General features: G+C 46.0%; 22 protein-coding genes. 1 reads left to right on the top strand and 21 read right to left on the bottom strand.

Annotation, left to right across the window (positions count from 1 at the left end):
• Positions 1-2: 2 nt before the first annotated feature.
• Positions 3-3,677 carry a DNA polymerase III subunit alpha gene (gene dnaE, locus AC3WS5_RS05945; RefSeq protein ID WP_492466338.1) on the top strand — a complete coding sequence of 1,225 codons (3,675 nt, stop codon included), beginning with the start codon at positions 3-5 and terminating at the stop codon, positions 3,675-3,677.
• Between the two features lie 89 nt (positions 3,678-3,766).
• Here the strand turns inward: dnaE and AC3WS5_RS05940 are convergent, their stop codons facing one another.
• From AC3WS5_RS05940 to AC3WS5_RS05840, 21 genes are all read right to left on the bottom strand, one after another.
• The gene (locus AC3WS5_RS05940; protein ID WP_492466337.1) at positions 3,767-4,606 is read right to left on the bottom strand and encodes an energy transducer TonB; all 840 of its coding nucleotides are present in this window, start codon (positions 4,604-4,606) and stop codon (positions 3,767-3,769) included.
• A gap of 73 nt (positions 4,607-4,679) precedes the next feature.
• Positions 4,680-5,297, bottom strand: a complete 618-nt coding sequence (locus AC3WS5_RS05935) for an ExbD/TolR family protein (protein WP_492466336.1) — start codon at positions 5,295-5,297, stop codon at positions 4,680-4,682.
• 28 nt (positions 5,298-5,325) lie between these two features.
• Positions 5,326-5,991, bottom strand: coding sequence for an ExbD/TolR family protein (locus AC3WS5_RS05930; RefSeq protein ID WP_492466335.1), 666 nt, complete (start codon positions 5,989-5,991; stop codon positions 5,326-5,328).
• Positions 5,992-6,060: 69 nt separating this feature from the next.
• Positions 6,061-6,924, bottom strand: coding sequence for a MotA/TolQ/ExbB proton channel family protein (locus AC3WS5_RS05925; RefSeq protein WP_492466334.1), 864 nt, complete (start codon positions 6,922-6,924; stop codon positions 6,061-6,063).
• A 257-nt stretch (positions 6,925-7,181) separates the two neighbouring features.
• On the bottom strand, positions 7,182-8,465 hold the full coding sequence (locus AC3WS5_RS05920; protein WP_492466333.1) for an ABC transporter permease: 1,284 nt from the start codon (positions 8,463-8,465) through the stop codon (positions 7,182-7,184).
• A gap of 54 nt (positions 8,466-8,519) precedes the next feature.
• On the bottom strand, positions 8,520-9,893 hold the full coding sequence (locus AC3WS5_RS05915; RefSeq protein WP_492466332.1) for an NADH-quinone oxidoreductase subunit N: 1,374 nt from the start codon (positions 9,891-9,893) through the stop codon (positions 8,520-8,522).
• Positions 9,894-9,925: 32 nt separating this feature from the next.
• Entirely contained in the window at positions 9,926-11,401 is a 1,476-nt protein-coding gene (locus AC3WS5_RS05910; protein ID WP_492466331.1) for a complex I subunit 4 family protein, read from the bottom strand.
• Positions 11,402-11,515: 114 nt separating this feature from the next.
• Entirely contained in the window at positions 11,516-13,414 is a 1,899-nt protein-coding gene (nuoL, locus tag AC3WS5_RS05905; protein WP_492466330.1) for an NADH-quinone oxidoreductase subunit L, read from the bottom strand.
• Positions 13,415-13,509: 95 nt separating this feature from the next.
• Positions 13,510-13,836, bottom strand: a complete 327-nt coding sequence (nuoK, locus tag AC3WS5_RS05900; RefSeq protein ID WP_492466329.1) for an NADH-quinone oxidoreductase subunit NuoK — start codon at positions 13,834-13,836, stop codon at positions 13,510-13,512.
• A gap of 67 nt (positions 13,837-13,903) precedes the next feature.
• Positions 13,904-14,404 (bottom strand): NADH-quinone oxidoreductase subunit J family protein, encoded by a 501-nt coding sequence (locus tag AC3WS5_RS05895; RefSeq protein ID WP_492466328.1) that lies wholly within the window; start codon positions 14,402-14,404, stop codon positions 13,904-13,906.
• Between the two features lie 10 nt (positions 14,405-14,414).
• Positions 14,415-14,981, bottom strand: a complete 567-nt coding sequence (gene nuoI, locus AC3WS5_RS05890) for an NADH-quinone oxidoreductase subunit NuoI (protein ID WP_492466327.1) — start codon at positions 14,979-14,981, stop codon at positions 14,415-14,417.
• 162 nt (positions 14,982-15,143) lie between these two features.
• Positions 15,144-16,217, bottom strand: coding sequence for an NADH-quinone oxidoreductase subunit NuoH (gene nuoH, locus AC3WS5_RS05885; protein ID WP_492466326.1), 1,074 nt, complete (start codon positions 16,215-16,217; stop codon positions 15,144-15,146).
• A 12-nt stretch (positions 16,218-16,229) separates the two neighbouring features.
• On the bottom strand, positions 16,230-17,372 hold the full coding sequence (locus tag AC3WS5_RS05880) for an NADH-quinone oxidoreductase subunit G (RefSeq protein ID WP_492466325.1): 1,143 nt from the start codon (positions 17,370-17,372) through the stop codon (positions 16,230-16,232).
• A 19-nt stretch (positions 17,373-17,391) separates the two neighbouring features.
• Positions 17,392-17,547, bottom strand: a complete 156-nt coding sequence (locus AC3WS5_RS05875) for a hypothetical protein (protein WP_492466324.1) — start codon at positions 17,545-17,547, stop codon at positions 17,392-17,394.
• Between the two features lie 10 nt (positions 17,548-17,557).
• Complete coding sequence (nuoF, locus tag AC3WS5_RS05870; RefSeq protein ID WP_492466323.1) at positions 17,558-18,922, bottom strand: NADH-quinone oxidoreductase subunit NuoF; 1,365 nt, start codon at positions 18,920-18,922, stop codon at positions 17,558-17,560.
• 59 nt (positions 18,923-18,981) lie between these two features.
• Positions 18,982-19,470 (bottom strand): NADH-quinone oxidoreductase subunit NuoE, encoded by a 489-nt coding sequence (gene nuoE / locus AC3WS5_RS05865; protein ID WP_492466322.1) that lies wholly within the window; start codon positions 19,468-19,470, stop codon positions 18,982-18,984.
• Between the two features lie 40 nt (positions 19,471-19,510).
• On the bottom strand, positions 19,511-20,740 hold the full coding sequence (locus AC3WS5_RS05860; protein ID WP_492466321.1) for an NADH-quinone oxidoreductase subunit D: 1,230 nt from the start codon (positions 20,738-20,740) through the stop codon (positions 19,511-19,513).
• A 165-nt stretch (positions 20,741-20,905) separates the two neighbouring features.
• The gene (locus tag AC3WS5_RS05855; protein WP_492466320.1) at positions 20,906-21,445 is read right to left on the bottom strand and encodes an NADH-quinone oxidoreductase subunit C; all 540 of its coding nucleotides are present in this window, start codon (positions 21,443-21,445) and stop codon (positions 20,906-20,908) included.
• An 83-nt stretch (positions 21,446-21,528) separates the two neighbouring features.
• Complete coding sequence (locus AC3WS5_RS05850; RefSeq protein ID WP_492466319.1) at positions 21,529-22,110, bottom strand: NADH-quinone oxidoreductase subunit B; 582 nt, start codon at positions 22,108-22,110, stop codon at positions 21,529-21,531.
• An 87-nt stretch (positions 22,111-22,197) separates the two neighbouring features.
• Positions 22,198-22,587 carry an NADH-quinone oxidoreductase subunit A gene (locus AC3WS5_RS05845; RefSeq protein ID WP_492466318.1) on the bottom strand — a complete coding sequence of 130 codons (390 nt, stop codon included), beginning with the start codon at positions 22,585-22,587 and terminating at the stop codon, positions 22,198-22,200.
• Between the two features lie 119 nt (positions 22,588-22,706).
• Positions 22,707-24,446, bottom strand: coding sequence for a tetratricopeptide repeat protein (locus AC3WS5_RS05840; protein ID WP_492466317.1), 1,740 nt, complete (start codon positions 24,444-24,446; stop codon positions 22,707-22,709).
• Positions 24,447-24,480 lie beyond the last annotated feature (34 nt).

Below are 24,480 nucleotides of genomic sequence, written 5' to 3'. Positions count from 1 at the left end.
CTATGAAATTCTCCCATCTGCATGTTCACACCCAGTATTCACTACTCGACGGGGCCGCACCCATCAATTCTTTATATAAAAAGGCCATAAAGGATGGTATGCCCGCGCTGGCAATCAGTGATCACGGTAACATGTTTGGCGTATTTCAGTTTGTAGCCGAGGCCTATAAAAATCTTGACGAGCATGGTAAACCTAAAGTAAAGCCTGTAGTGGGCTGTGAATTCTACCTGGTGGAAGACCGTACCCGCAAGGTTTTCACAAAAGATGTCAAAGACATCCGGTATCACCAGATCCTGCTGGCCAAAAATGATCAGGGTTATCGCAACCTGACAAAACTGACTTCCCTGGGATTCATTGAAGGTATGTACAGCAAATTTCCACGGATCGACAAGAGCCTGATTTTGCAGTACCACGAGGGATTAATTGCCACCACCTGCTGCCTCGGCGCTTCCGTACCCAAAGCCATCCTAAAAAAAGGCGAGGCAGAAGCTGAAGCTGAGTTTAAGTGGTGGCTCGACTTATTTGGCGAAGATTTTTATATCGAACTGCAAAGACATGGCATTCCCGATCAGGATCGAGTTAACAAGGTTTTATTGAAATTTGCCGCGAAATACAAGGTGCCGGTTATTGCCAGCAATGACTCCCATTACGTGGAACAGGAAGATTTCAACGCCCATGACATCCTGCTTTGTATCAATACCGGTGAGAAGCAATCTACTCCCGCTTACCGCGGCGATTTTTCGGATGATGATGTACAGATGAAAAACATGCGGTTCGCTTTTGCGAATGACCAGTTCTATTTCAAGACCACCAACGAGATGTCAAAGTTGTTTGAAGACCTGCCCGAGGCCATCGACAATACCAACGCAATCGTTGACAAGATTGAATTGCTGAACCTAAAAAGAGACATCCTCCTTCCTAATTTCCCCGTACCCGCCGAATTCATTATTCACCAGTCGGGTGAAAAAACCGAAAAAGGGGTGATATCCGCAGATTCACTCAACCAGTGGGAGTACTTAAAACATATCACCTATGAAGGCGCACAAAAAAGATACGGCATAATTACTGACGAGATCAAAGAACGTATTGATTTTGAGTTATTTACTATAAAAACTATGGGATTCGCCGGATATTTCCTGATTGTTGCGGATTTTATCAAAGCAGGCAGGGATAATCAGGTTTTTATTGGCCCCGGCAGGGGATCGGCAGCCGGCTCTGTGGTAGCTTACTGCGTTGGCATCACAAATATCGACCCCATAAAATACAATCTTCTGTTTGAGCGCTTCCTGAATCCCGACCGGAAATCTATGCCTGATATCGATACGGATTTTGACGATGAGGGGCGCCAGAAAGTAATCGATTATGTGGTTGAAAAATACGGGAAGAACCAGGTGGCGCAAATCATTACTTATGGCACGATGGCCGCGAAAATGAGTATTAAAGACGTAGCCAGGGTGATGGATCTGCCATTACCCGAAGCCAACGGCCTGGCAAAACTGGTTCCCGATCGACCGGGAATTTCCCTCAAACGGGTGCTGCATGCCCCAATGCAGCCGAAAGCAGGTGAGGTCTCACTAATTGAAAAAGAAGGTCTTGGGTCGGATGATCTGGAGAGCGTACGGAAAATCAGGGAGATTTATTCCGGCGATGGCCTTTCTTCCACCGTGTTACATGAAGCCGAAATTCTGGAGGGTTCTGTTCGTAATACCGGAATTCACGCGGCGGGCATTATCATCGCACCGAGGGATCTTACAGAACTTCTTCCGGTGGCCACTTCAAAAGATTCCAGCCTCTGGGTTACCCAAATTGAGGGCAGTGTGATCGAAGAGGCCGGCGTTATAAAGATGGATTTTCTGGGGCTCAAAACGCTATCAATCATCAAAAATGCGCTGGAACTGATTGAACAGCTACACGGTGAGAAAATTGATATCGACCAGATACCGCTGGATGACCCCCAGACTTACCGGCTCTACCAGCGTGGCGAGACCAATGGTACTTTCCAGTTTGAAAGCGCCGGAATGCAGAAATACCTGCGAGAGCTGAAACCCGACCGGTTTGACGACCTGATCGCCATGAATGCGTTGTACAGGCCGGGTCCCATGGCTTATATCCCTAATTACATCGACCGGAAACATGGCCGGGAGGAAGTCAGCTACGATCTCAAAGAGATGGCAGAATACCTGGAAGAAACTTACGGAATCACCGTTTACCAGGAACAAGTGATGCTACTGAGTCAGAAACTGGCGGGATTCAGTAAGGGCGATGCAGACGTGTTGCGTAAAGCAATGGGTAAGAAGCAGAAATCCGTCCTGGACAAGATGAAAAAACAGTTTATCGAAGGAGCTGGAAAGAACAATCATCCTGCCGATGTACTGGAAAAGATCTGGTCTGACTGGGAGTCTTTCGCTCAATATGCTTTTAATAAATCACACTCTACCTGTTATGCCTTTGTTGCCTACCAGACAGCATACCTGAAGGCCCACTATCCCAGCGAATTTATGGCTGCCGTACTCAATAATGCGGGTAGCCTCGACAAGATTACTTTTTTTATGGAAGAGTGTAAGCGTATGGGTATCAACGTCCTGGGGCCCGACATTAACGAATCACAAAAAGGTTTTGCGGTTAACAAAAAAGGAGAGATCCGTTTTGGCCTGGGCGGTCTGAAAGGTGTGGGTGAGGCTGCCATTGAAAATATCATAGAAGAAAGAAATGGCAAAGGCGCATTTAGTTCTGTATTTGACTTAATAAAACGGGTAAATCAGCGCACGGTAAACAAAAAGACGCTGGAAAGCCTGGTTTATGCCGGGGCATTTGACTGCTTTACTGATTTCCATCGGGCACATTATTTCAATACGGCCCCGGGGGAAAGCAGCAACGGACTGGAAAAGATCATCAAGTACGGTCAAATGGAGCAATCCCGCAACCAGAACAACAGCCATACGCTTTTTGGCGATCTTTCAGAAGCGATGGAAATTCAGGTACCCAAGCTACCTGATTGTCCGCCCTGGCCCCTGCTAACCCAACTGGAATACGAAAAGGAAGTGACGGGTATCTATATCAGTGGCCATCCACTGGATAATTATCGTTTTGAGATGGAAAACTATGGTATTGCGCGTATTCAATACCTGAATGAATGCAAAGAGGAGGAACCCGAAAAGCTGAATGCCAATGCAATTTTCAGGATCATTGGGCTTGTGACCGAAGCCAATCACAAAATTGGTAAGAATGGTAATAAATTCGGCATTTTTACGATCGAGGATTATTCTGGCAAGATGGAATTTGCGCTATTTTCTGAAGACTACATGAAATATGATGCACTCCTTGTTCCCGGTAGTGTACTGTTTATATCGGGTTATTTCAGACCCAGATATAACCGGGAAGGCCTCGATTTCAGGGTTTCAAATCTGTTCCTTGCTGAAAGCATATTGCTTAATCTTACCAGGAAACTCACCTTGCGAATGCTGGCGTCCTGGATCAATGAAGATGTACTCGGCTTTTTACTGAATAATTTGCGAACTCATCGTGGTGATACGCAACTCAAATTGCAGATTAATGATGAGCAAGAGGGTCTGGATGTTGATCTGATTTCAAGAGGTAAAGGATTCGCCATGAATCCTGAGCTGGTAGAGTATCTTTCAGCACAGCCTTCCTGGGGTGTGAAAGTAGATTATGATTAATCACTCCGTCAAAAATTTCTAGTTAGATCTCCAACAAAAAAATCCCCGGAATTTCCGGGGATAAAATTAAGATTCACAGCTTGAGAGAGTTATCCTTCCTGAATTTGGAAAGTAATCGGTTGTTTACGGTAAGCCTTCACTTCCCGTCCGTTTTGGATGGCCGGTTTCCACTTACCTGATTTTTTCAACACCCTTACTGCTTCCTGCTCCATGCCATAACCTACACTGGTAATGGGTTTAACATCACTCACATTTCCTTCTTTATCCACCACAAATTGGATCACTACGGTATAAGTTCCGGGGGAAGCCCCATTCTCAGTTGCCACGTCTGCCCTCAGGTTCCTTTCCAAAAAGTTCCTCCAGGCGCCGGTCCCGCCGGGATAGGATGCGTCAATTTCAACTTTCGTAAAAATATCGGGCTCGGGTTCAGGTTTCTTTACTTCCACGATACCCTTACCGGCATCAATGGCAGCAGGCGGCGTTACGATACCTACGTCTTTCACCCCTTCCTGGTTGATCGTCCCGATCTTCGTTTCCTTCAGTTCTTCCACTGCAGGTGGCGGTTGCTTAACTTCCTCATCTTTAACCACTTTTGGAGGAGTAAATGCCTTCATTTCAATCTTGGGTGGCGGTTCTGTCTTGGGAGGTGGCGGAGGCGGAGGCGGTGGCGCTTCTTCCTTTTTCTTTTCTTGTTGGATATCCTGAATTGTTACCTCAGATATCTTGAATTTCTCCGTTTTATTCTTGTCCAATGAACTCTTGGCAAGGGACAGTCCGGCTACAACTGCAAAGATCAGTGCTGTTATTCCCAGTGCCATCCACATCCTGCGATTATAAGTCTTACGCAGATCGTATGCCCCATATTCCTTATTCCGGCCTTCAAAAAGAAGGTCCAGAAAATCGGTTTTTAAAATTTTATTGGGATCCATTTTATCGATTTGTTTATTAATATTAAGACGCTGATTCGTCAGATTTGCATAAAATATTTTCGCTCAAACGCCTTTATTTAATACCGCTGGCCTGCTCCGTTGCTTTTACCAGTTGAAGTTCGCTTTCGGCGGGCACCACCAGGGCGTAACGGGCTACCTTATTAATGGTCATTTCATCCAGGATATCCACAACATTCTTGTATTCTGCGTCATCGGTGGGTTTAATGATCACAAAGAAGTCTTTTTGTTTGCAATCATCGATAGACTTGCCCTTTGCCTTAGCGTCAGCTTCGCATGCAGGATCTGTAACATACTTATCTACCACCTCTTTTTTCTTTTTGATAATTTCATTCCGGATTTCCTTAAAGGTCGCGGATTTGAAGTTAGACCCGTCCGGTGCCAGTTCACCTTCATAATAGAAGACGGTATTGGATTTCCCCAACAAAATATTCAGTGCACCTGATTGTTTTACCTTAGTTTCCTGGTCTTTCTTGTCCGTATCCTTGGGCATATTGAGATCCATCGTGGTAGGCGCACTCATAGTGGCCGTAAAAATGAAGAACGTAATCAAAAGAAACGCAATATCAACAAATGGGGTCATATCCACCCGCGTATTGAGTTTTTTCGCTTTTTTTACGCCTGGCCCTTTTTTGTGTCCACCATCGCCACCACCAGTATCCATACTTGCCATAGTCGTATAATTTTAATTATTTACTAAATTATTTTCCCTTAGGTTTACCCTGCAGCCTTTCCAGGTACAATGCGCTACCCTGGGGAGCTTCTTCAGGCGTTGTAACCAGGTTGTACTTTTGCTCATCATTCTTCTTAAATGCATCCACGACCGCCTTGAAGGTCGGAAATTTCGAAACTGCATCACCTTTGATGAGGTACTTCAGGGGTTCACCTGCAAAAACCTGTTTTGCGGCACCTATCCAGTAAACCAATTCCGCTGTTGTGGAGTCTGTTGTAGGGATACCATCCAACCTGGTTTTGAGCTGCTGGTCGTGAGGCAGCGCAAAAAACGATTTCAGCTTGGAAAAAGGCATACCGATCATATCTCCATCGCGATAACTGGCCACATCGGCGGCAGTGAGAGGAATTCCCCTCGCTGTTGAAGCCGCTACTATCAGGTCCGTTGCCTTTTTAGGATCTTTTTTGGACATAATAGAGAAATACACCTTATTATCCTTGTCGATACTTACCATAACCGCATTGTTGTCCGGTAATGGCTGGGAAGACACTGAGTTAGGCGTATTAATAGGTACCGGTTCAGACGGTTTAAACTTGGTTGCCATGATGAAAAACGCAAGAATAAGGAAACCGATATCCACAAACGGCGTCATATCCGTCACCGTTTCCTTCTTTGCAACTTGAACTTTTGGCATAACTGATAATTTTATTTATGAGACGAATAAGTTCCAATTTTCCATAAACAATTTGCCTGCTGTATAAAATTATTTATACTGAGAAGCAAATGATTGGGTCAAAGTGAAACCAGATTCATCGATACCATAAGTAATACTATCAATCCTTGTGGTAAGCATGTTATAGAAAATAAGTGCTATCGCAGATGTACCGATACCAAGCGCCGTGTTATACAGGGCCTCGGAGATACCTACAGCCAGTTCAGAAGAGTTTCCACCGCCTTCTGAACCCAGGTTAGCAAACGAACGGATCATCCCCATTACTGTACCCAAAAGGGCGATCAGCGTACCGGTGGAAACGATTGTGGAAAGGAATACCAGGTTCTTCTGAAGCATTGGAAGTTCCAGTGCAGTAGCTTCTTCCACTTCTTTTTGAATGGCCAGAACTTTCTGATCAGTTGTTAGGTTGGGTTCTGTGATCATTTCGTTGTAACGACGCAATCCTGCTTTCATTACGTTAGCAACAGAGCCTTTTTGTTTGTCACACTCGCTCAAAGCAGCGTCAATATTTTTATTAGCCAGATGGTATTGTATTTTGCGAACAAAATTGCTGTTGTTTCCTTTGCCCAACGCCCGGTTGATCGTCAGGAATCTTTCGATAGCAAATACGAATGTCATTAACAACATACCAATCAGCAGAGGTACAATGATACCTCCTTCATAAATCCTGTGGAATTGATCTTTGGGGCCTTTCTGGTTTGGCCAGAATCCACCGGCTGGATCGGGAGAATCGAATCCTGAAGAACCACCAATCCAATAACGCCAAATGATGTACCCCGCAATAATACACAAAATAGGAGCCAGCCATGAAATTGAATTACCGCTTTTTTTAGGTTGTACGGAAGTTGTAGCAGTTGTAGCCTTTGCTGGTTTAGCTTGATTTGTCTCAGCCATGATCTTAGGTTTTAATTTTTTTAATATGAAAGATGAAAAATCGCTGCGCAATTCTAACAAAAAAAATGAACAAACAAATCTTTTAGTTAGTTTTTTTTTTCGACCGGTAAAATTATTGGTTTTTTTGTCATCTGTCAAAAAAAACTCCCGTTTACCGGGGTTTTGAGCAGTTTTAATGTTCTTTTATTCCGAAAATACTCAATAAAAAATCTACTGTTCTCAGGATGCTGCCGGCTTCGTAACTTCTTCATTCCCTGTTACTCATAGCGAAGGGCATCAATAGGATTTAGTTTACCGGCCTTTACTGCGGGGTAGAGCCCGGCGGCCAGGCCTACCACCGTACAAATGATTATTCCATACATGATCCAGCCCCACGGCACTACAAATCCTGTTTTCAGGATGATTGAAAATGCATTACCCACAATGATTCCCAAAACGATACCAAATAAAGCTCCAAAAATACTAATTATAATAGATTCCAGCAGGAATTGCCTTTGCACAGCCCGTCTTTTGCCCCCTATAGCTTTTACTAGCCCGACTTCCTTGGTACGCTCCGCGACCGAAACCAGCATGATATTCATGAGTCCAATAGCAGCGCCGATCAGCGTAATAAGCCCGATGACCGTAGCAGAAATGGTCAGGAACCTGAGGCTGTTCATAGCTCTTTCCACCATTGCGTCACTCCTGTCCATCGTAAAGTTGCTGGTCTCCGTAATATTAATCTTACGCACGTTTCTGAAAAGTCCCTCTGCCTCTCCCATCGCCTGGTTCATGAGGCTGATATCCGCCACTTTTACTGCGATCACAAAGGAATTGTTCAGACCAGGCATTGTTTTCTCCAGATTCCGGTAGCTGGTAATCACCATATTATCTCGGTTAAATCCAAAGGTTGATCCCCGGCTTTCAAGAACTCCCAATACCTTATAGGGCAGATTATTTATTCTGACCACCTGGTTTACAGCTTTTTCCGCGCCTGCTCCAAAGAATTTCTCAGCGATACTGTATCCTAAAATGCAATAATTCTGACCACTTTTCACTTCAGGAAGTGTCAGGTTTCTCCCGCCGATCAGGTTATAACCGTTCAATTCGAGGTAATTTTCATCACCGCCGAAAATCATGACGTTAGGGCTGGTTTTCTTTTCCCCGAAAGAAACGATATTATTGTTCCTGCCGAATATAGACAGGCTTTTGACGGCGCCTTCAAAATTATAATTGCTAACGAAATATTCCGCCTCTTTTCTGGTGATAAAGCGATTGAGATTAGACTTCTTCTCTTTCATTCCTTTTTTTGACACGGTAAGATCGCGACCTCCCTCGCCGTGTCCAAAACGAACATTACTTTCTTTGAATCGAATAGTAAAAGCATTTGCACCCATGCTGGCAAAGCTTTCCGTAAATTTCTGATTCATCGCCTTAATCGCGGTAATGATTCCAACCAAGGCCATGATGCCAAACGCAATAATTGCAATGGTTATGCCGCTCCTCAGTTTATTTCCGGAAACTGTACGTAAGGCAAGAGAAAAAATATCCCTGAATTTCACAGTTGCAAGTTACTGATAAGGCATCAACTCAGCGGGACTATAAAATTTTTTTTATCAGAAATAATACCAGTTGAGCAGGAGCTGTGGGAACAGACCCATTAGGATAAGGATGACACAAATGGCGCGCAGGGCCCAGATTTCCATAGGTGAGACTTTTATTTCCGGATCGGGGCCGTCCTTAAAATACATAGCCTGTATGACCCTGAAATAATAGTAAACGCCAACCGCTGCCATGACTACGGCAAAAATCACCAGCCACAGGTAATGACCGGTTTGTATAGCTGCCCTGAGCATATAAAATTTCGCCAGAAATCCACCCGTCAGCGGAATACCTGCCAGAGAAAACAGGCAGATAGCTGTGATCAGGGCGAGCTCAGGCCGGTGTCTGGCCAGCCCGTTGAAACCTTCATAAGTATAGTCCTTCATTTTGGCGAGTACGGCAAACAGCGCGATCGTAGCCATCGAATACACCAGGCCGTAGATCAGCAGCCCCTCGTAACCCGTGCTATTGAGCGCGAAAATCGCAAACAGCATGAATCCGGCGTGGGAGACGCTTGAATACGCAAGCATTCTTTTCACGCTTTGCTGGAAAACAGCCGTGACATTTCCGATCAGCAGGGTTAACACAATAAATATTGCCACCCACACTTGCCAGGTTGGTTTGAGCAGGAAGAAACTGTCGTTGAACAAGCGCACAAATCCCGCAAACACGCCTACTTTGACAACCGTAGCCATGAATGATGTAAACGCAGTGGGGGCACCGTCATAAACATCGGGCGCCCAGAAATGAAACGGGGCAACCGAAGCTTTAAAGCTCACCGCGAACAGCAGAAACAACATGCCGGTAATGACCAGTCTGGAATTGCCAAATCCTGCAAAATTAAAATGTTCCACACTAAAAGTAGCCTGAGATCCATAAATCAGGGTGATTCCCATCAGCATGATACCCGTTGAAAACGAACCCATCAGGAAATACTTGAGTGATGCTTCATTGCTTTTTAAATTTCTTTTATCGGCGCCTGTCAGTATATATAATGGTATCGAAATGATCTCTATTCCCAGGAAAAGAGTCAGGAGCGAAGTAAAGGAGGTCGTAATAAAAATTCCACAAAGAATGAAAAAGATCAGCGCAAAATAATCAGGATAGTACTTACCAGCGCGCTCCATATCCCGCCCCGCAACCAGAAAGAAAACCAGCGTTGAAAAAATCACGATCGCATTGAACGTAAGGGCAAATCCGTCAAAAACCATAAAAGCGGTAACATTGAAATGGAAAAAATGAGTCCCCGCTTTTTCCATCCAGTTGACTATTAACAAAAGGGCCATGCCGGCGATGGCCACGTTTCTGACAACAGCCTGCTTCTTAACGCCGATGCCCAATAACATCATGACCACTCCAAAAATTGCCGATAATAATAATGCGTTCATATCAGTATGCTAAGGTAAATCTGCTTAAGTAACTACTTCTTTAATAAATGAAGAACATCTGAATCTTTCAGGATGACCTTTGATACACCATCAACCAGTTCCAGTAAAGGATGGGGATAGATTCCCAGGAATAGAATCAGTACGACAATAACACCCAGGATCAGTTTTTCGCCTGAACCAATATCCGAACCCCTTTCCGTCAATTCATTCGTGGGTCCCATAAAGACTTTGCGGGTCATCCGGAAATAATAAACCGGGCCAAGAACAACGCCAAGCGCGGCCACTGCTGTGAATGTTACGCCGTATGCGGTGATCTTTGAAACGAGAATCCCTGACAACATCAAAAACTCACCCACAAAGGCATCGGTCAAAGGAAGCGCAATATTTCCCAGCATGATGACCATAAATGCGATGGCCAGTGCGGGTGATTTTTGCGCAACGCCACCCAGATCAGAAATCTTCCGCGTGCCGTATTTTCTTTCGATGAATTCGACCACTACCCACATTCCCAGTATATTGATGCCGTGTACAAACATCTGAAACATCGTGCCCTGCACCGACTGCTGGGTTTCGGCAAGAACGGCCACGACCATCAGCCCCATGTGCGCGATCGACGAATAGGCCACCAACCGCTTCAGGTCGTTTTGCCGGAAAGCGATCAGCGATGCATAAACAATTCCGATTACAGCCAGTGTGGAAACGGTGTCGCCCCAGGCATAGGAAGAAAGCGGCAAAACAGGCAGCAGCCAGCGCAACATGCCCAGAACACCCATTTTCACCATTATCGCACTCAGTACCATGGTCACTGCTGTGGGGGCCACCTCATAGGTATCCGGCTGCCAGGTGTGCAGGGGAAAAACAGGCATCTTCACCGCGAAGGCTGCGAACATCAGCCAGAACAGCCAGCTTTGTTCCTTGTAAGGTAATGCCGTTGCATAAAATGCACTGATATCAAATGACCTTTCGGGAGTTTGGGTGTAAATATAGATAATGGCCACCAGCATCAACAGCGACCCCAAAAACGTGTAGATGAAAAACTTAAAAGTAACCGCAATGCGCCTTTCACCACCCCATTGTGAACAGAGAAAATACACCGGGATCAATGCCAGTTCCCAGGCAAAATAAAATAACAGGGCGTCCATAGCCAGAAACACGCCGAGCAGCCCGGCTTCAGATAATAGCATCAGTCCGAAAAAATTCCAGGCTTTTGAATATGGCGTGGACCAGGTTGAAATAAAAATAATAGGGAATGTCAGCGTTGTCAGTAAACTCAGCATCACACCCATACCATCAGCCCTGATTGAAAAACTACTGCCGAGACCTGGCATCCACTCTGCCCGGAAAGTCAGGTATTGTGGTGCGGCAAAAATGGTCAGTCCCAGAATAGCCACCACCAGTGCCACCAAAGCAAATACCAGCGACCATATTCTGGCAGCCCGTTCCTCCCTGATAAAGAATGTTATCAGACCACCCAGTAAGGGAACCAGTATCAACAACAACGCGATCATAATATTTTCAATATATAGTTTTTCAACTTTAAATCCGATTCATACTTACTCTCCACCACTGCCGGAGTTTTGGCTTCCGGGCCCCGCATAACTTCATGCCGCCGTAAGCTCCTATTATTTCCTTATATAGAACTGCAGGACAAACACAGCCAGCATAGCCAGCACCATCAAAAGAATGTAAACCCCCGTTTGTCCATTCTGCAGCCAACGCAACTGTCTGCTCCCGTATTGCACCAATCTTCCGGCACCATTCACGATTCCGTCTATCACTCTTGTATCAAATGTATTGCTCAGGAAATCCCCAAAAGATTTCATCGGGCGAACAATAATGGTATCATATAATTCATCCACATACCATTTGTTTTCCAATATTTTTCCAAACCCTGTGGCATTCTCCAGCTCTGGTTTCTGACTGAAGCGCTTCCAGGCGTAACCCACTACAGCGATTACCAGCACGGCTGTAACGATAGCAAGCGTCCATTCGGTACCATGCGAAATCTCTTGCGGTAGAGTTTTGGCGTTGGAGGCTGCGAAAACCGGGCTCAGGAAATCGCTCAACACATGCGCACCTTTTGCCATGAACGCCGGGATTCCCACAAAACCACCGACTACGGACAATATGGCGAGTAAGATCAGTGGGATTGTAATCGCCGCCGGACTTTCGTGCAGATGATGCTGTTGTTCGGCGGTACCCCGAAATTTTCCCCTGAAGGTTGTGGCATACAATCTGAACATATACCAGGCAGTGAGCAAAGCGGCAAAGAGCGCCAGCACATACAGTAGCGGCGATTTACCGAAAGCGGCTGCCAATATTTCGTCTTTGGAGAAGAATCCTGAAAAACCAGGGATACCTGCAATGGCAAAACAGCCCAACAGAAAAGTGATCTCGGTAATTCTCATGTATTTACCGAGCCCTCCCATTTTACGGATATCCTGTTCGCCAGACATGGCGTGGATCACACTTCCACTTCCCAGGAACAGCAGGGCCTTGAAAAACGCGTGGGTCATTACATGGAAGACCGCTGCGACGTAGGCACCACTTCCCAAAGCCAGAAACATAAAACCGAGCTGGCTAACCGTTGAGTAGGCCAGCACTTTTTTAATATCATTCTGCTTTAAAGCGATTGAGGCCGCTAGCAGGGCAGTAGCCAATCCCAAAACAGCTATCAGGTTCTGGGTAAACGGAGCCATAGTAAACAGAATATTGCTGCGGGCAATCAGGTAAATACCTGCTGTCACCATCGTTGCGGCATGAATGAGGGCTGAGACCGGGGTAGGTCCCGCCATCGCATCGGGCAACCAGGTGTACAGTGGAATCTGCGCGCTCTTTGCCGTCGCTCCCAACGTCAATAATAAGGTGATGGCGGTAACTTCGGAGGTTGTCAATTTGGCCAGCGCCGCCGGTTGGAACACTTCCACAAAATTGAGCGTTCCTACTTTCGAAATCAACAGGAAAAGTGCCAGGAGGAAAGCCATATCGCCGATCCTGTTCATAATAAATGCCTTGTCGGCTGCCTTGTTGAACTCGGGGTTCTTAAACCAAAAACCGATGAGCAGGTAGGAACAAAGTCCAACCCCTTCCCAACCCATGAAAAGAACGAAAAAATTATTTCCCAGAACCAGCAGGAGCATTGAAAAGATAAATAAATTAAGGTAAGAGAAATATCTTCCAAAATGTTCCTGCGGTTCATCACGCATATAGGAAGTCGAATACACGTGTATCAGAAAACCTACACCGGTAATAATCAGTAAAAAAAGTGCCGAAAGCTGGTCGATCTGGAAAGCAAACGGGATTTTCAGGGTACCGACTTGTAGCAGATTAAAATAGTGCACAACACCGCCCTGCCCGGCTTTCACATCCAGGAAAGCCAGAATGCTCAGGGTAAAGGACACCAAAACGGTCAGCGATCCTAAAATACCAATCAGAGATTTTGACAAATGCCTTCTGAACAGGCCATTAATCAAAAAACCTGCAAAAGGGGATAAAACAATAATTAATAAAAAGGCTTTCATCTAATCTTTAAATTGTTATTTTTCTATTCCGGTTCCCGTCTTCACATGTCTTAGCCTGTTCCGGTTTACTATCATGATCTGGTAAAAATGTTCCTTTAGTGTTTGAGCCTGTTCAGGAAATTAATATCCACTGAATGAATGTTCCTGTACAGCATCACGATGATGGCAAGACCCACACTTACTTCAGCAGCAGCAACCACCATGATAAAAAATACAAAGAGTTGTCCATCTGTCCCCGCAACGGCCTGGGCTCCCTTGGCAACATGGTGCATCTTACTGAATGCAACCAGCAGCAGGTTCACCGCATTCAGCATAATTTCTACGCACATGAAAATAATGATAGCGTTGCGCCGGGTGAGCACCCCCACTACTCCGATTGCAAACAGGCTAAAAGCCAGAGCGATATAATAATTAATGGGCATATCCCTATATATATTAAAGTCTTCCCGGTGCAGTCAATCCTGCGGGCCGGATTCAAAAAATAGCCGGTTAATCACGTTTGCCGATCACCACTGCGCCTACCATGGCGCTCAGGAACAATATACTGCTGATTTCAAACGGAACAACGAAAGTAGTGAACAGCTCTTTACCAAGGTTCCGGATCAGTCCGATATCTCCGGTATTTACTTCAGCAATATTTTTAGAAATCTCGGTGTGCCTCAATGCTGCCACCAGCACCAGCAATAAACAACCTGCAGAAAGTCCGCCTACCAACTGAAGCCATCGGTTCTTCAGTGGTGAAGTCACTTTATTCAGGTTCATCAGCATGATCACGAAGAGAAACAGAACCATAATGGCTCCGGCATATACGATAATATTTACAATGGCCAGGAACTGGGCATTCAACAGGATATAATGCCCGGAAATCGAAAAAAAAGTGACCACCAGCCAAAGGATGCTATGTATCGGATTCTTGCTGGTAACGACCAGGATGGCGCTCAACAGCGTCGAAGCAGTTAGTATCCAAAATAATATTTGTGTGATGCCCATTCCCCTAGTATTATTCTTTTGTGGTATTATTTGCAGGCCTATTGATGGTCCCGAGTGCTTTTTGGTAAGCCTCAGGCTCCGTCAGCGGATTCGGAATCAGCAGGTCCTCTTTTTTATAAATAAACCCTTTACGGTGATAATTCGCTGGCATGAAGGTCTGGGATAAATAAATAGCGTCCTTGGGACAGGCCTCCTCACAGAACCCGCAAAATATACACCTCAGCATATTAATTTCGTACCTGGCAGCGTATTTCTCTTCGCGGTACAAGTGCTCTTCCCCCGGCTTCCTTTCTGCAGCCTCCATGGTGATGGCTTCGGCGGGGCAAGCCACGGCGCAAAGTCCGCAGGCCGTGCATCTTTCTCTGCCTTCCTCATCGCGGTTCAAAATATGCAGGCCCCGAAATACCTTGGGGAAGGACCTGGTTTCTTCTGGAAAGCGGATGGTAGCTTTTTTTGAGAAAAAATGTTTCAAAGTAATAGCCATCCCCTTCAATATATTCCACAGATATAACCGCTCCACCCAATTCATCGGGCTTCGGTCAATCGGTTTTGCTCTATTTGTTAAATATGCACTCATTCGCTGCAAAAACTGTTTTCTATTTCGCAAATATAAGTTTAGACATCAGATTTTCACCCGCATATTTTTTATGCGTTGTTTCACATACCTGATGTTTATTTCCCGGACTTCTCTTCTACATTTACCGGGAAAATCAGTTGAAAGAACTTCCTGAATCCCATTTTAGTTGGCCAGCCAAAGAATCAACACGGCCGTCAGGAGCAGGTTCAGCAAAGCCAGCGGGACCAATTTCTTCCAACCCAGCTTCATCAGCTGGTCAAACCTGAACCTGGGGATCGTCCACCTGATCCACATGAACACGAACATCGAAAAACCGGCTTTTATCATCAGGGAGAGGAAACCCAGGAACGACACCCAGTTTGGACCGATGCTGGCGGCCAGTTTGGCTTCGTTTACAAATGGGATATCATATCCTCCCCAAAACAGGGTTGCCATAATAACCCCGCTCATGAACATATTAATATATTCCGCAAACAGATAAAAGCCCAGTTTCATACTGGAATACTCCTGGTGATACCCAAAGTTCAGTTCATTTTCAGCTTCCGGGAGATCAAATGGCGTACGGTTACATTCTGCCATGGCACAAATGAAAAACACCAGAAAACCCAGCGGTTGCTTCCAGATATTCCAGCTCGCCAGGTCACCCATCGCGCCTCCAAGCTGGCTATCCACAATATGACTCATCTGAAGGGAGCCACTGGTCATCAGAACGGCAATCAACGCCAGCCCCATCGCCAGTTCATAAGAGATCATCTGGGATGCACCCCTGACTGCGGCGATCAGTGAAAACTTGTTATTGGAAGCCCATCCGCCAATGAGGATACCATAAACCCCAAGACTAACCACGGCGAATATGTAAAGAATACCGATATTGACGTCGGCCACCTGGAGGGGGATCTGTTTACCGTTGACAGTAATAGGTGACCCCCAGGGAATAACTGCGCTGGTGATCAAAGCTGTGACCATGGCCAGCATGGGACCGATCACAAACAGGTTTTTGGCAGAAGCCAGGGGAATAATTTCTTCTTTAAAAAATAATTTTCCACCATCTGCCAAAGGCTGAAAAATACCCCAGGGTCCCGCCCTGTCGGGTCCCAGCCGGTCTTGCATGAAGCCGGCTACCTTACGCTCCACATAAGTGGCGTACATGGCGACAAACATCGCAAGGACGATGATCAGCGTGATCAAAATCAGCTTTTCCAATATAAACCACCAGTCGATTGCCAGTAAAAACATAGATTTTCGGGTTTAATCTTTCTTTTCTTCAATTTGTTTATGGTTAAACACATCGCTGGTTGCGGGGCCAGGGATCTTGCTGAGGTCAATATTGGGATCATTCACATCACTGATCGAATGTATGGGCATCAGTAGCTTAGGCTGTCTCCCCCCCATCACTTTAGCGATGGTTTCCTCCGGCAGATCCAGCACCTCATAATGATTGGCACCCTTCACTGAGTAGCGGGGTACTTTCATCGGCCCTTCAATCACCCAATCCCGTGTATCTTTCTTCTCGAAACGGCATTCATTGCAGATCCAGCCAGGTTCGCCATTTTCGTAAACCTGGGTTTCTCCCCATTGATCTTTGCGCGCAGTAACACGCATCACTTCATCTCCTCTTTTCCACAAAGTAACTTTTCCGCAGCAGGTGGGGCAGTCGCGGTGCGCGTCTTCAGGTCTGGTAAACCACACGCGGTTCTTAAACCGGAATGTTTTATCTGTGAGCGCTCCCACGGGGCATACATCGATCACATTACCGATAAATTCATTCTCCAGTGATTTTTCTATGTAAGTAGCAATTTCTGAGCGGTCGCCTCTGTCCAGGACGCCATGCTGGCGTTGCCCGGTTATCTGGTCGGCCAAAATTACACAGCGGTAACACATAATACACCGCGTCATATGCAACTGGATGTATTTTCCCAGATCGTGTTTAATGAAAGTTCTTTTCTTAAACTCGTACCTGGATGCTTCCGATCCATGAGCGTAACTCAGGTCCTGGAGATCACACTCGCCGGCCTGGTCGCAGACCGGGCAATCCAACGGGTGATTGATCAGCAAAAATTCCACCACACCGTGACGGGCTTTTAAAACTCTCTGACTGGTGATATTTTTAACTTCCATCCCATCCATCACGCCTGTCCGGCAACTTGCTACCAGTTTCGGCATGGGCCTGGGATCTCTGTCGGATCCCTTGCTCACCTCAACCAGGCAGGTACGGCACTTTCCGCCACTACCTTTCAACGGGGTATAGAAACACATCGCCGGGGGTGTAACTTCGCCCCCAACCATTCTTGCTGCCTGTAGTATTGTAGTACCAGGGTCTACTTCAAGCGTAATATTGTCGATAGTTACCTTGAGTTTTGCCGGCGCGTTTTGTTTTATTTCGTCTGCCATTATTTCTAATTTCTCAAATTCACCCGGCGATTTCTCCTTTGGTTCCGGGTTCTGTTATCAGTTCCTCCCTGGCTTTTATTACCCAGTTCATGCAGGCCCGCTCTTTAAGCCACTGGTTGCCTGCCAATTTGTTTTTGCGGAAAGTATAACGACGTGGAATGCATGTTGCAGCCATTCCCGGGTCCTTATACCGCCGCCGCTTCCGCCATTTTCCAGGGTTCAGCATAATGAGCCAACCCAAAATTTCTGATCTGTGCTTCTTCCGGGTGAGTAATATGCCATTCAAACTCATCTCTGAAATGCCGGATGGCTGCGGCAACCGGCCAGGCGGCTGCATCACCAAGCGGGCAGATCGTGTTTCCTTCTATATTGTCCTGGATATCCCACAGTAAATCTATATCACTCAGCTTCCCTTGTCCCTTTTCGATTCGTAGAATTAATTTTTCAAGCCAGCCTGTACCTTCCCGGCAGGGAGAGCATTGACCGCAACTTTCGTGGCGGAAAAACCTCGATATCGTATAGGTATGTTTTACCACGCACTGATCTTCGTCTAAAACGATAAATCCGCCGCTTCCCATCATCGTTCCGGTTTGGAAGCCGCCGTCTGCCAGGCTTTCATAGTTCATGAAACGCTGGTCGCCCTTGGCGGTTTTCAGCAGGAGGTTTGCGGGCAGTATCGGGACGGATGCACCACCCGGGATGCAGGCCTTTAGCCTTTTACCGTTTGCTATACCACCACACCATTCTTCGCTATAAATAAATTCTTCCACCGAGATGGTCATATCAATCTCGTAAACTCCGGGCTTGTTGATATTCCCGCAAGCGGAAATCAGTTTGGTTCCAACCGATCTGCCCACGCCGATCTTCATGTATTCGTCGGCTCCTTCATTGATAATAGGAACTACGGAAGCGATGGTCTCCACATTGTTGACCACAGTGGGACAATCCCAGACACCTTTCAGCGCGGGAAAGGGCGGTTTGATCCTGGGGTTACCGCGTTTCCCCTCCAGGGATTCGAGTAAGGCGGTCTCCTCACCACAGATATAAGCGCCGGCACCGCGATGGACATATATTTCACAATCAAACCCGCTACCCAGTATATTTTTACCCAGGAAACCGTTCTGGCGGGCCTCTTCAATAGCCTGTTCCAGGATATCCACGATCCATGCGTACTCCCCTCGAATATAGATGTAGGAGACATTACTGCCCAGGGCGTAAGATGCAACAATCATCCCCTCAATAAGGCTATGGGGAATAAATTCCATCAGGTACCTGTCTTTGAAAGTACCAGGTTCGCTTTCATCTGCGTTCGCAACTAGGTAACGCGGCACTCCTTCCGGTTTTGCCAGGAAACTCCATTTCATTCCAGTCGGAAATCCGGCGCCACCCCGGCCCCTTAATCCACTTTTCTTCACTTCCTCGGTCACGTCATCGGGCGACATGGTCTTCAGCGCTTTTTCAACGCTCCGGTAACCGCCTTCTCTTCGGTAGGTGTCGAAGTACCGGATTCCCTCCACGTGAATTTTTTCCAATAATAATTTTCTGCCCATATTTTCCGATCCCCTTCAGGGGAGTTGATTTTTTTTGCTCATCAATTCTTTGTCACCCGTCAGATGTCATTAACCCGGCACGCGGTGATGATCTGATCAATTTTTTCTTTTGTCAGATGCTCCTTGTAAGTCTTTCCAAGTTGCATCATTGGTGCATACCCGCAGGCGCCCAGGCATTCCACCGTTTTAAGGGTAAACTTACCATCAGCCGTTGTCTCTCCGGGATTTATATTTAATTTTTCTTTTATATAATTGATAATTTCATCACTTCCTTTCAGCATGCAGGGGCCGGTATGGCATACTTCAAACACATATTGCCCCACAGGCTTCAGGTGGTACATGTTGTAAAATGTGGCAACTTCATACACTTCAATCGGTTCCAGGTCCAGAAGCGAAGCCACGTAATCCATCGTTTCTGTGCTCAACCAGCCAAATTCATCCTGAGCCATATGCAATACGCCAAGAAGAGCGCTTTTTTGTTTACCCTGAGGATAACGCCCGACTATCTTCTTTACTTCTTCTAGTTTCTGCTGTGAAAATTGTGTCATTTATCTGTTAAATATGCTAATACTGATTTATTTTTTACAATTACGCGTCCATCTCGCCCGCTATCAGGTTCAACGATGACATAGCGATAATGGCATCGCTCAGCATTGACCCCTTTATCAGTTCTTCATACGCCTGATAATAAATAAAGCAGGGTCTTCTGAAATGCAACCTGTAGGGTGTACGTCCCCCATCGCTGATAAAATAGAACCCCAGTTCCCCGTTTGCGCCTTCAACGGAATTGTACACTTCACCTTTCGGCATATTGATCTCACCCATGATGATCTTGAAATGCCAGATCAGTTCTTCCATTTTCGTGTAAACAGCTTGCTTCTCAGGCAAATAATATTCAGGCGCATCGGCATGATATTTTGTAGCCTCTTCTCCTTTGAGGTCATTCACTTTCCGCAGAGCCTGTTCAATGATCTTCAGGCTTTGCCACATCTCGGCATTGCGGACCTGGTACCGGTCGTAAGCATCGCCTGTGGAGCCAACAGGAATTTCAAAATCAAACTCATCATACCGGCTGTACGGCGTAGCTACGCGCACATCATAATCCACGCCGGCTGCCCGCAGGTTGGGTCCTGTAAATCCGTAGTTCAATGCTCTCTCGGCAGAAATAGCACCTATGCCCATGGTACGGTCCATAAAAATGCGGTTCCTGGTAAACAGGTTCTCAAACTCTTCCAGGACAGCAGGATATTCTTTTAAAAATCTATCAAGTTTCTGAAATGCAATGTCGTTGAAATCGCGCTCAAATCCACCAATCCTACCGATATTGGTGGTCAGTCTGGATCCGCAAACCTCTTCCCAAATTTCATAGATCAGTTCTCTGTACTCCATAACATAGAGGAAGCCGGTGTATGCTCCGGCGTCAACGCCCATGATGGAACTGCAAATCAGGTGATCAGCGATCCTTGCCAGTTCCATAATAATGACGCGGAGGTAATCCACGCGCTTTGGTGTTTTAATACCCAGCAGTTTCTCGCAGGTCAGGTGCCATCCCAAATTATTTATGGGTGCTGAGCAGTAATTGAGCCTGTCAGTAAGCGGCGTAATCTGATAGAGCGGTCTGCGTTCGGCGATCTTCTCAAAGGCGCGGTGTATATAGCCTACTGTTGATTCGGCACTCACAATTTTCTCACCGTCAAGTTCTAGAATATTCTGAAAAACACCGTGGGTTGCCGGGTGTGTAGGCCCGAGGTTCAATGTTGTTGTTTGCTTTTCAATAGAACCTACCGGTAAATTAATATTTTGATGTATATCTGACACGTTGTTTTGTGCTGTTTATATTATCTGGTAATACAATAACCCGCTGAAAATCATCTAGCCGATTCTCTATAACTGCTCAGCCGGTTTTGACAAAATGCTTTGCCCTGAACAGGCTGTTTCTTTTTATGTAAACCTGAACTTTTTCAGGTCCGGACCAGACCCGGCTCAGGTATTCTCTTTCAGCCTGAGTGCTTCAACGGTCTCTCGTCCAAACATTTCATCATCTATATCTGCACGGCTCTGGTCTTCCAGCGGATACTCTTTTCGCATGGGAAAATAGTCCATTTCCTCCACATTCAAAATTCTTTTGAGGTTGGGATGCCCAACAAACCGGATCCCAAAAAAATCGTAGGTTTCCCTTTCCATCCAGTTGGCTGCAGAAAACAGCCCCGTAGCCGTGTACACTTCCGGCTGGGCGATATTCATTTCAATCTTAAAACGAAGTCTCCGATTTTCTTTAAGGTTGTGCAGGTGGTACACCACTTCCAGTTCGGCACCTTTGCGATCCGGGAAATGTGCGCCGCACAGATCGGTTAGAAAGGTGAATCCCAGTTCCTCATCGTCGATAAGGAAGTTCAGTACCTTCAGATTCAGCTCTTTGGGCGCGGTAAAGGCCAGCATACCATAGGTTTCTTCAAAACCCGAAACCTGGTCGCCAAATTTATCAGCCAGTTTTTGTATGATGATTTCGTTGGTCAAACCCATAACTTAAAACGAATTTAATTGATCCCAACCCATGGTCCTATGTTGCCGGATACTGCCATGTTCCGGTATCCAATGTTTAACGGCTACTGGATACCATAGCTTTCCAGCAGGGCTTTATAATGCGGACTGTTACGCCGCCTCAGACTTTCCCTGCCCACCAGATCCTGAATACGCATCAGACCGTCCAGAATTCCTTCCGGCCGGGGCGGGCATCCCGGAACATAAACGTCTACAGGCACAACCTGGTCTATCCCCTGCAACACGCTGTAGGTATCAAAAATACCTCCCGTGCTGGCGCAGGCGCCGACTGCCATCACCCACCTGGGTTCAGCCATTTGCAGATAGACCTGCTTCACGACAGGTCCCATTTTTTTCGCAATGGTTCCGATGACCATGAGCAGATCACACTGGCGGGGTGAAAAACCTACACGCTCGCTGCCAAATCGCCCAATGTCATAATGAGCAGCCATGGTAGCCATATATTCGATGCCACAGCAGGAGGTTGCAAATGGTAGCGGCCAGAGGGAGTTCTTCCGGGCCAACCCAATCACAGCATCCATACTGGTTGCAAAAAAGCCCTGTCCCTGATATCCATCCGGCATATCAACTATGCTGATATCATTTTCGAGCTTTTTTACTTTTATATTGTATGATACAGGACGCATAATTGCATAATTTGTGGTTATTTACAGTTTACTTTCGTTCGAGTCCACGAGGGCCAACTAGTAAACAATCTGTAAACAACAAATGTTCTAATCCTCCCATTTTAATGCTCCCTTGCCAATGATATAGATAAACCCGCACACGAAAAAGCCGACGAACATTAACACAGCCAGAAAGCCTCCCCAGCCCAATTCTCTGAAATTCACTGCATAGGGGTAGAAAAAAATGACTTCCACATCAAAAAGCACAAACAGAATAGCCGTCAGAAAATATTTCACCGCCACGGGTTGCCGGGCGTCACCATGCGAGGCAATTCCGCTGGCAAAATTTTCCAGCTTTTCTTCGGTCGCCCGTCTGGGTCCCAACAAATGTGAAACTACCACCAATAGAATAATCAATCCTACGGCGAACAAGATTTGCAGTCCGACAGGTATGAAACTGGCGGCATCATTCGGGTTGGTTGTTAATAAGGTAATCATTTTTCAGGAGATAGGCAAAAATAAGGTACTCCCAATAAATAATCGGGATTTAGTCATAAAAAAACTGCCCGCAAAAAATTACGGACAGTTTTCTAAGGGTATTATTTTTTCAGAAGGGGTTATTTACCTCCTTTCGGTTTTGTAGCTTCTCTGGAAACGCTGGAAGTTGGGCCTGAGGTCCCGCTGCCAGGAACAGTGCCTCCGAGTTGTTTGATAATATCTCCCAACTGACGTTTTACATCAGCGTTGTCAGAAGCGTTATACGCCGATTGAAAATATTTAACGCTGCTGGGGTAGTCTTTTTTTGTATTGGCGTAATACATAGCCAGCGTATAGGCCGCATTGTACAAATTAGCCTTTGCGTCTTTTGCCGTGTCTGTCTGAGAGAAAACGATCAGCTTTTCGCCATCGTTCAGCAAGACGCCCTTCGCGTTCGTTGAATCAAAGATCTTGCTGCTGTTAAATGCCCAAAGGTAGCCATAATTCTGAGCGGGGTATTTGTTCCGCATGGCATCGAATACTTTCCAGGCTTTTTCATAACTACCCGCGCGATAATATCCGAAATATCCGGCGTTAAAGAAGTCATTAATAGTAATCTTATCAGCCGGTTTGATCTCCAGGAGCTTACTCAGCAGATCACCCTGCAGATTATATTGTCCTTTAGAACCAAAATACTTTCCTCCTTCTTCCAGTAATTCAATTTTGTTTGCCAGAACAGTGTCCGCTTTAAGTCCGTCCAAGTAGGTCTGGAACACGACAGATTCTTTCCCCGGGGTCGTAGAATAGGCCATGGCCTTCAGCGTATAGTCTTTCGGGGATAAGCTTTCCCTGTCTTGTTTCTTGAAGTAGTCATCTACATAGGGAATTGCCGCTGCGGTGTCTTTCTTTTCCAGCAGGCTATAGGCAATTACTTTGTAAGCCAGGGGAGTTGCATGGTCTTTCGCGGTTGCGATCACTTTCTTTGCAGAAGCAATTGCCTGGTCATATTGTTTATTCACGAAATAAGTCTGTGCAGAAAAATACTCATTGTTCGGATCTCCGGGTGAGTTTTGCACAATTTTCGTGGCGATTTGCTGGGCTGCTTCATAATCGTGTGTGCCCAGTTTGTATTCGTAGAGTGAATAATAAGCCGGCAGGTATGTGGGATTCGCGGTGATCGCCTTATTCAGGTATTCCTGCTGCAGGTCGTAGTTACGTTGTGATTTGAATATTTGCGACATCCTGAAGTTTGCCTTTGCGCAACTGGGGTTGGCGGCTACTGCATTCTGGTATTGTGCAAATGCCAGGCTTCCTTCCCCGGGTTTAGCCATCCGGTAAGCATCTCCCAGATTCGTATAAATGTCTGAAAGTTTCCAGGTATCACGATTCTTTTCCTTCTGTGCTTTTATGATAGAAGCAGCAGATTCCAGTTGTTGAATGGCATAATTCAGATCTCCGTTTTTATAAACGGGATATGTTGCAACGATAGCCCTGCCGACTGCATTTAAGATAGATGCTTCATCTGCTTTTTTTGCTTTGCTGGCTGTGACGGCTTGTTCGAAAAACTGTTTTGCTTCATTTACTTTATTATCCATCAGTGCCATTTCACCTTTTTGGGCGATCAGCATTGCGTCATCGGGGTGAGCTGCAGAACTTTTTTGCAGTAAATTACGGGCGTCGGATACTTTCTTTTCCTGTAACAGCACCCTGACCATCCAGTATTGAGCTTCGGGATTATCTCCTAACTTTTGCAAAATTGCGGTAGCGTCGGTGAGCCGATCCGAATTAAGCGCCCTGATCCCTTCCTGGATGGATTGCGCGTACACACCCACCCCCAACAATAACCCAGCCGCCATTAATTGGATTGTTTTTTTGATCATTTTTTTCAGTTTATAGTTTTTGTGAAAGTAAAAT

The sequence above is a fragment of the Niabella sp. CPT15-335-S11 genome (genome assembly GCF_058792415.1).
Note: the sequence above shows the minus strand (reverse complement) of the source record. Positions and strands in the feature narration are given on the sequence as shown.

Excerpts from the sequence above, each read along its gene's own strand:
- dnaE (WP_492466338.1), top strand. The coding sequence starts at position 3 with ATGAAATTCTCCCATCTGCATGTTCACACCCAGTATTCACTACTCGAC.
- AC3WS5_RS05940 (WP_492466337.1), bottom strand. The coding sequence starts at position 4,606 with ATGGATCCCAATAAAATTTTAAAAACCGATTTTCTGGACCTTCTTTTT.
- AC3WS5_RS05935 (WP_492466336.1), bottom strand. The coding sequence starts at position 5,297 with ATGGCAAGTATGGATACTGGTGGTGGCGATGGTGGACACAAAAAAGGG.
- AC3WS5_RS05930 (WP_492466335.1), bottom strand. The coding sequence starts at position 5,991 with ATGCCAAAAGTTCAAGTTGCAAAGAAGGAAACGGTGACGGATATGACG.
- AC3WS5_RS05925 (WP_492466334.1), bottom strand. The coding sequence starts at position 6,924 with ATGGCTGAGACAAATCAAGCTAAACCAGCAAAGGCTACAACTGCTACA.
- AC3WS5_RS05915 (WP_492466332.1), bottom strand. The coding sequence starts at position 9,893 with ATGAACGCATTATTATTATCGGCAATTTTTGGAGTGGTCATGATGTTA.
- AC3WS5_RS05910 (WP_492466331.1), bottom strand. The coding sequence starts at position 11,401 with ATGATCGCGTTGTTGTTGATACTGGTTCCCTTACTGGGTGGTCTGATA.
- nuoL (WP_492466330.1), bottom strand. The coding sequence starts at position 13,414 with ATGAAAGCCTTTTTATTAATTATTGTTTTATCCCCTTTTGCAGGTTTT.
- nuoK (WP_492466329.1), bottom strand. The coding sequence starts at position 13,836 with ATGCCCATTAATTATTATATCGCTCTGGCTTTTAGCCTGTTTGCAATC.
- AC3WS5_RS05895 (WP_492466328.1), bottom strand. The coding sequence starts at position 14,404 with ATGGGCATCACACAAATATTATTTTGGATACTAACTGCTTCGACGCTG.
- nuoI (WP_492466327.1), bottom strand. The coding sequence starts at position 14,981 with ATGAGTGCATATTTAACAAATAGAGCAAAACCGATTGACCGAAGCCCG.
- nuoH (WP_492466326.1), bottom strand. The coding sequence starts at position 16,217 with ATGTTTTTACTGGCAATCGACTGGTGGTTTATATTGGAAAAGCTGATT.
- AC3WS5_RS05880 (WP_492466325.1), bottom strand. The coding sequence starts at position 17,372 with ATGGCAGACGAAATAAAACAAAACGCGCCGGCAAAACTCAAGGTAACT.
- AC3WS5_RS05875 (WP_492466324.1), bottom strand. The coding sequence starts at position 17,547 with ATGGCTGCAACATGCATTCCACGTCGTTATACTTTCCGCAAAAACAAA.
- nuoF (WP_492466323.1), bottom strand. The coding sequence starts at position 18,922 with ATGGGCAGAAAATTATTATTGGAAAAAATTCACGTGGAGGGAATCCGG.
- nuoE (WP_492466322.1), bottom strand. The coding sequence starts at position 19,470 with ATGACACAATTTTCACAGCAGAAACTAGAAGAAGTAAAGAAGATAGTC.
- AC3WS5_RS05855 (WP_492466320.1), bottom strand. The coding sequence starts at position 21,445 with ATGGGTTTGACCAACGAAATCATCATACAAAAACTGGCTGATAAATTT.
- AC3WS5_RS05850 (WP_492466319.1), bottom strand. The coding sequence starts at position 22,110 with ATGCGTCCTGTATCATACAATATAAAAGTAAAAAAGCTCGAAAATGAT.
- AC3WS5_RS05845 (WP_492466318.1), bottom strand. The coding sequence starts at position 22,587 with ATGATTACCTTATTAACAACCAACCCGAATGATGCCGCCAGTTTCATA.
- AC3WS5_RS05840 (WP_492466317.1), bottom strand. The coding sequence starts at position 24,446 with ATGATCAAAAAAACAATCCAATTAATGGCGGCTGGGTTATTGTTGGGG.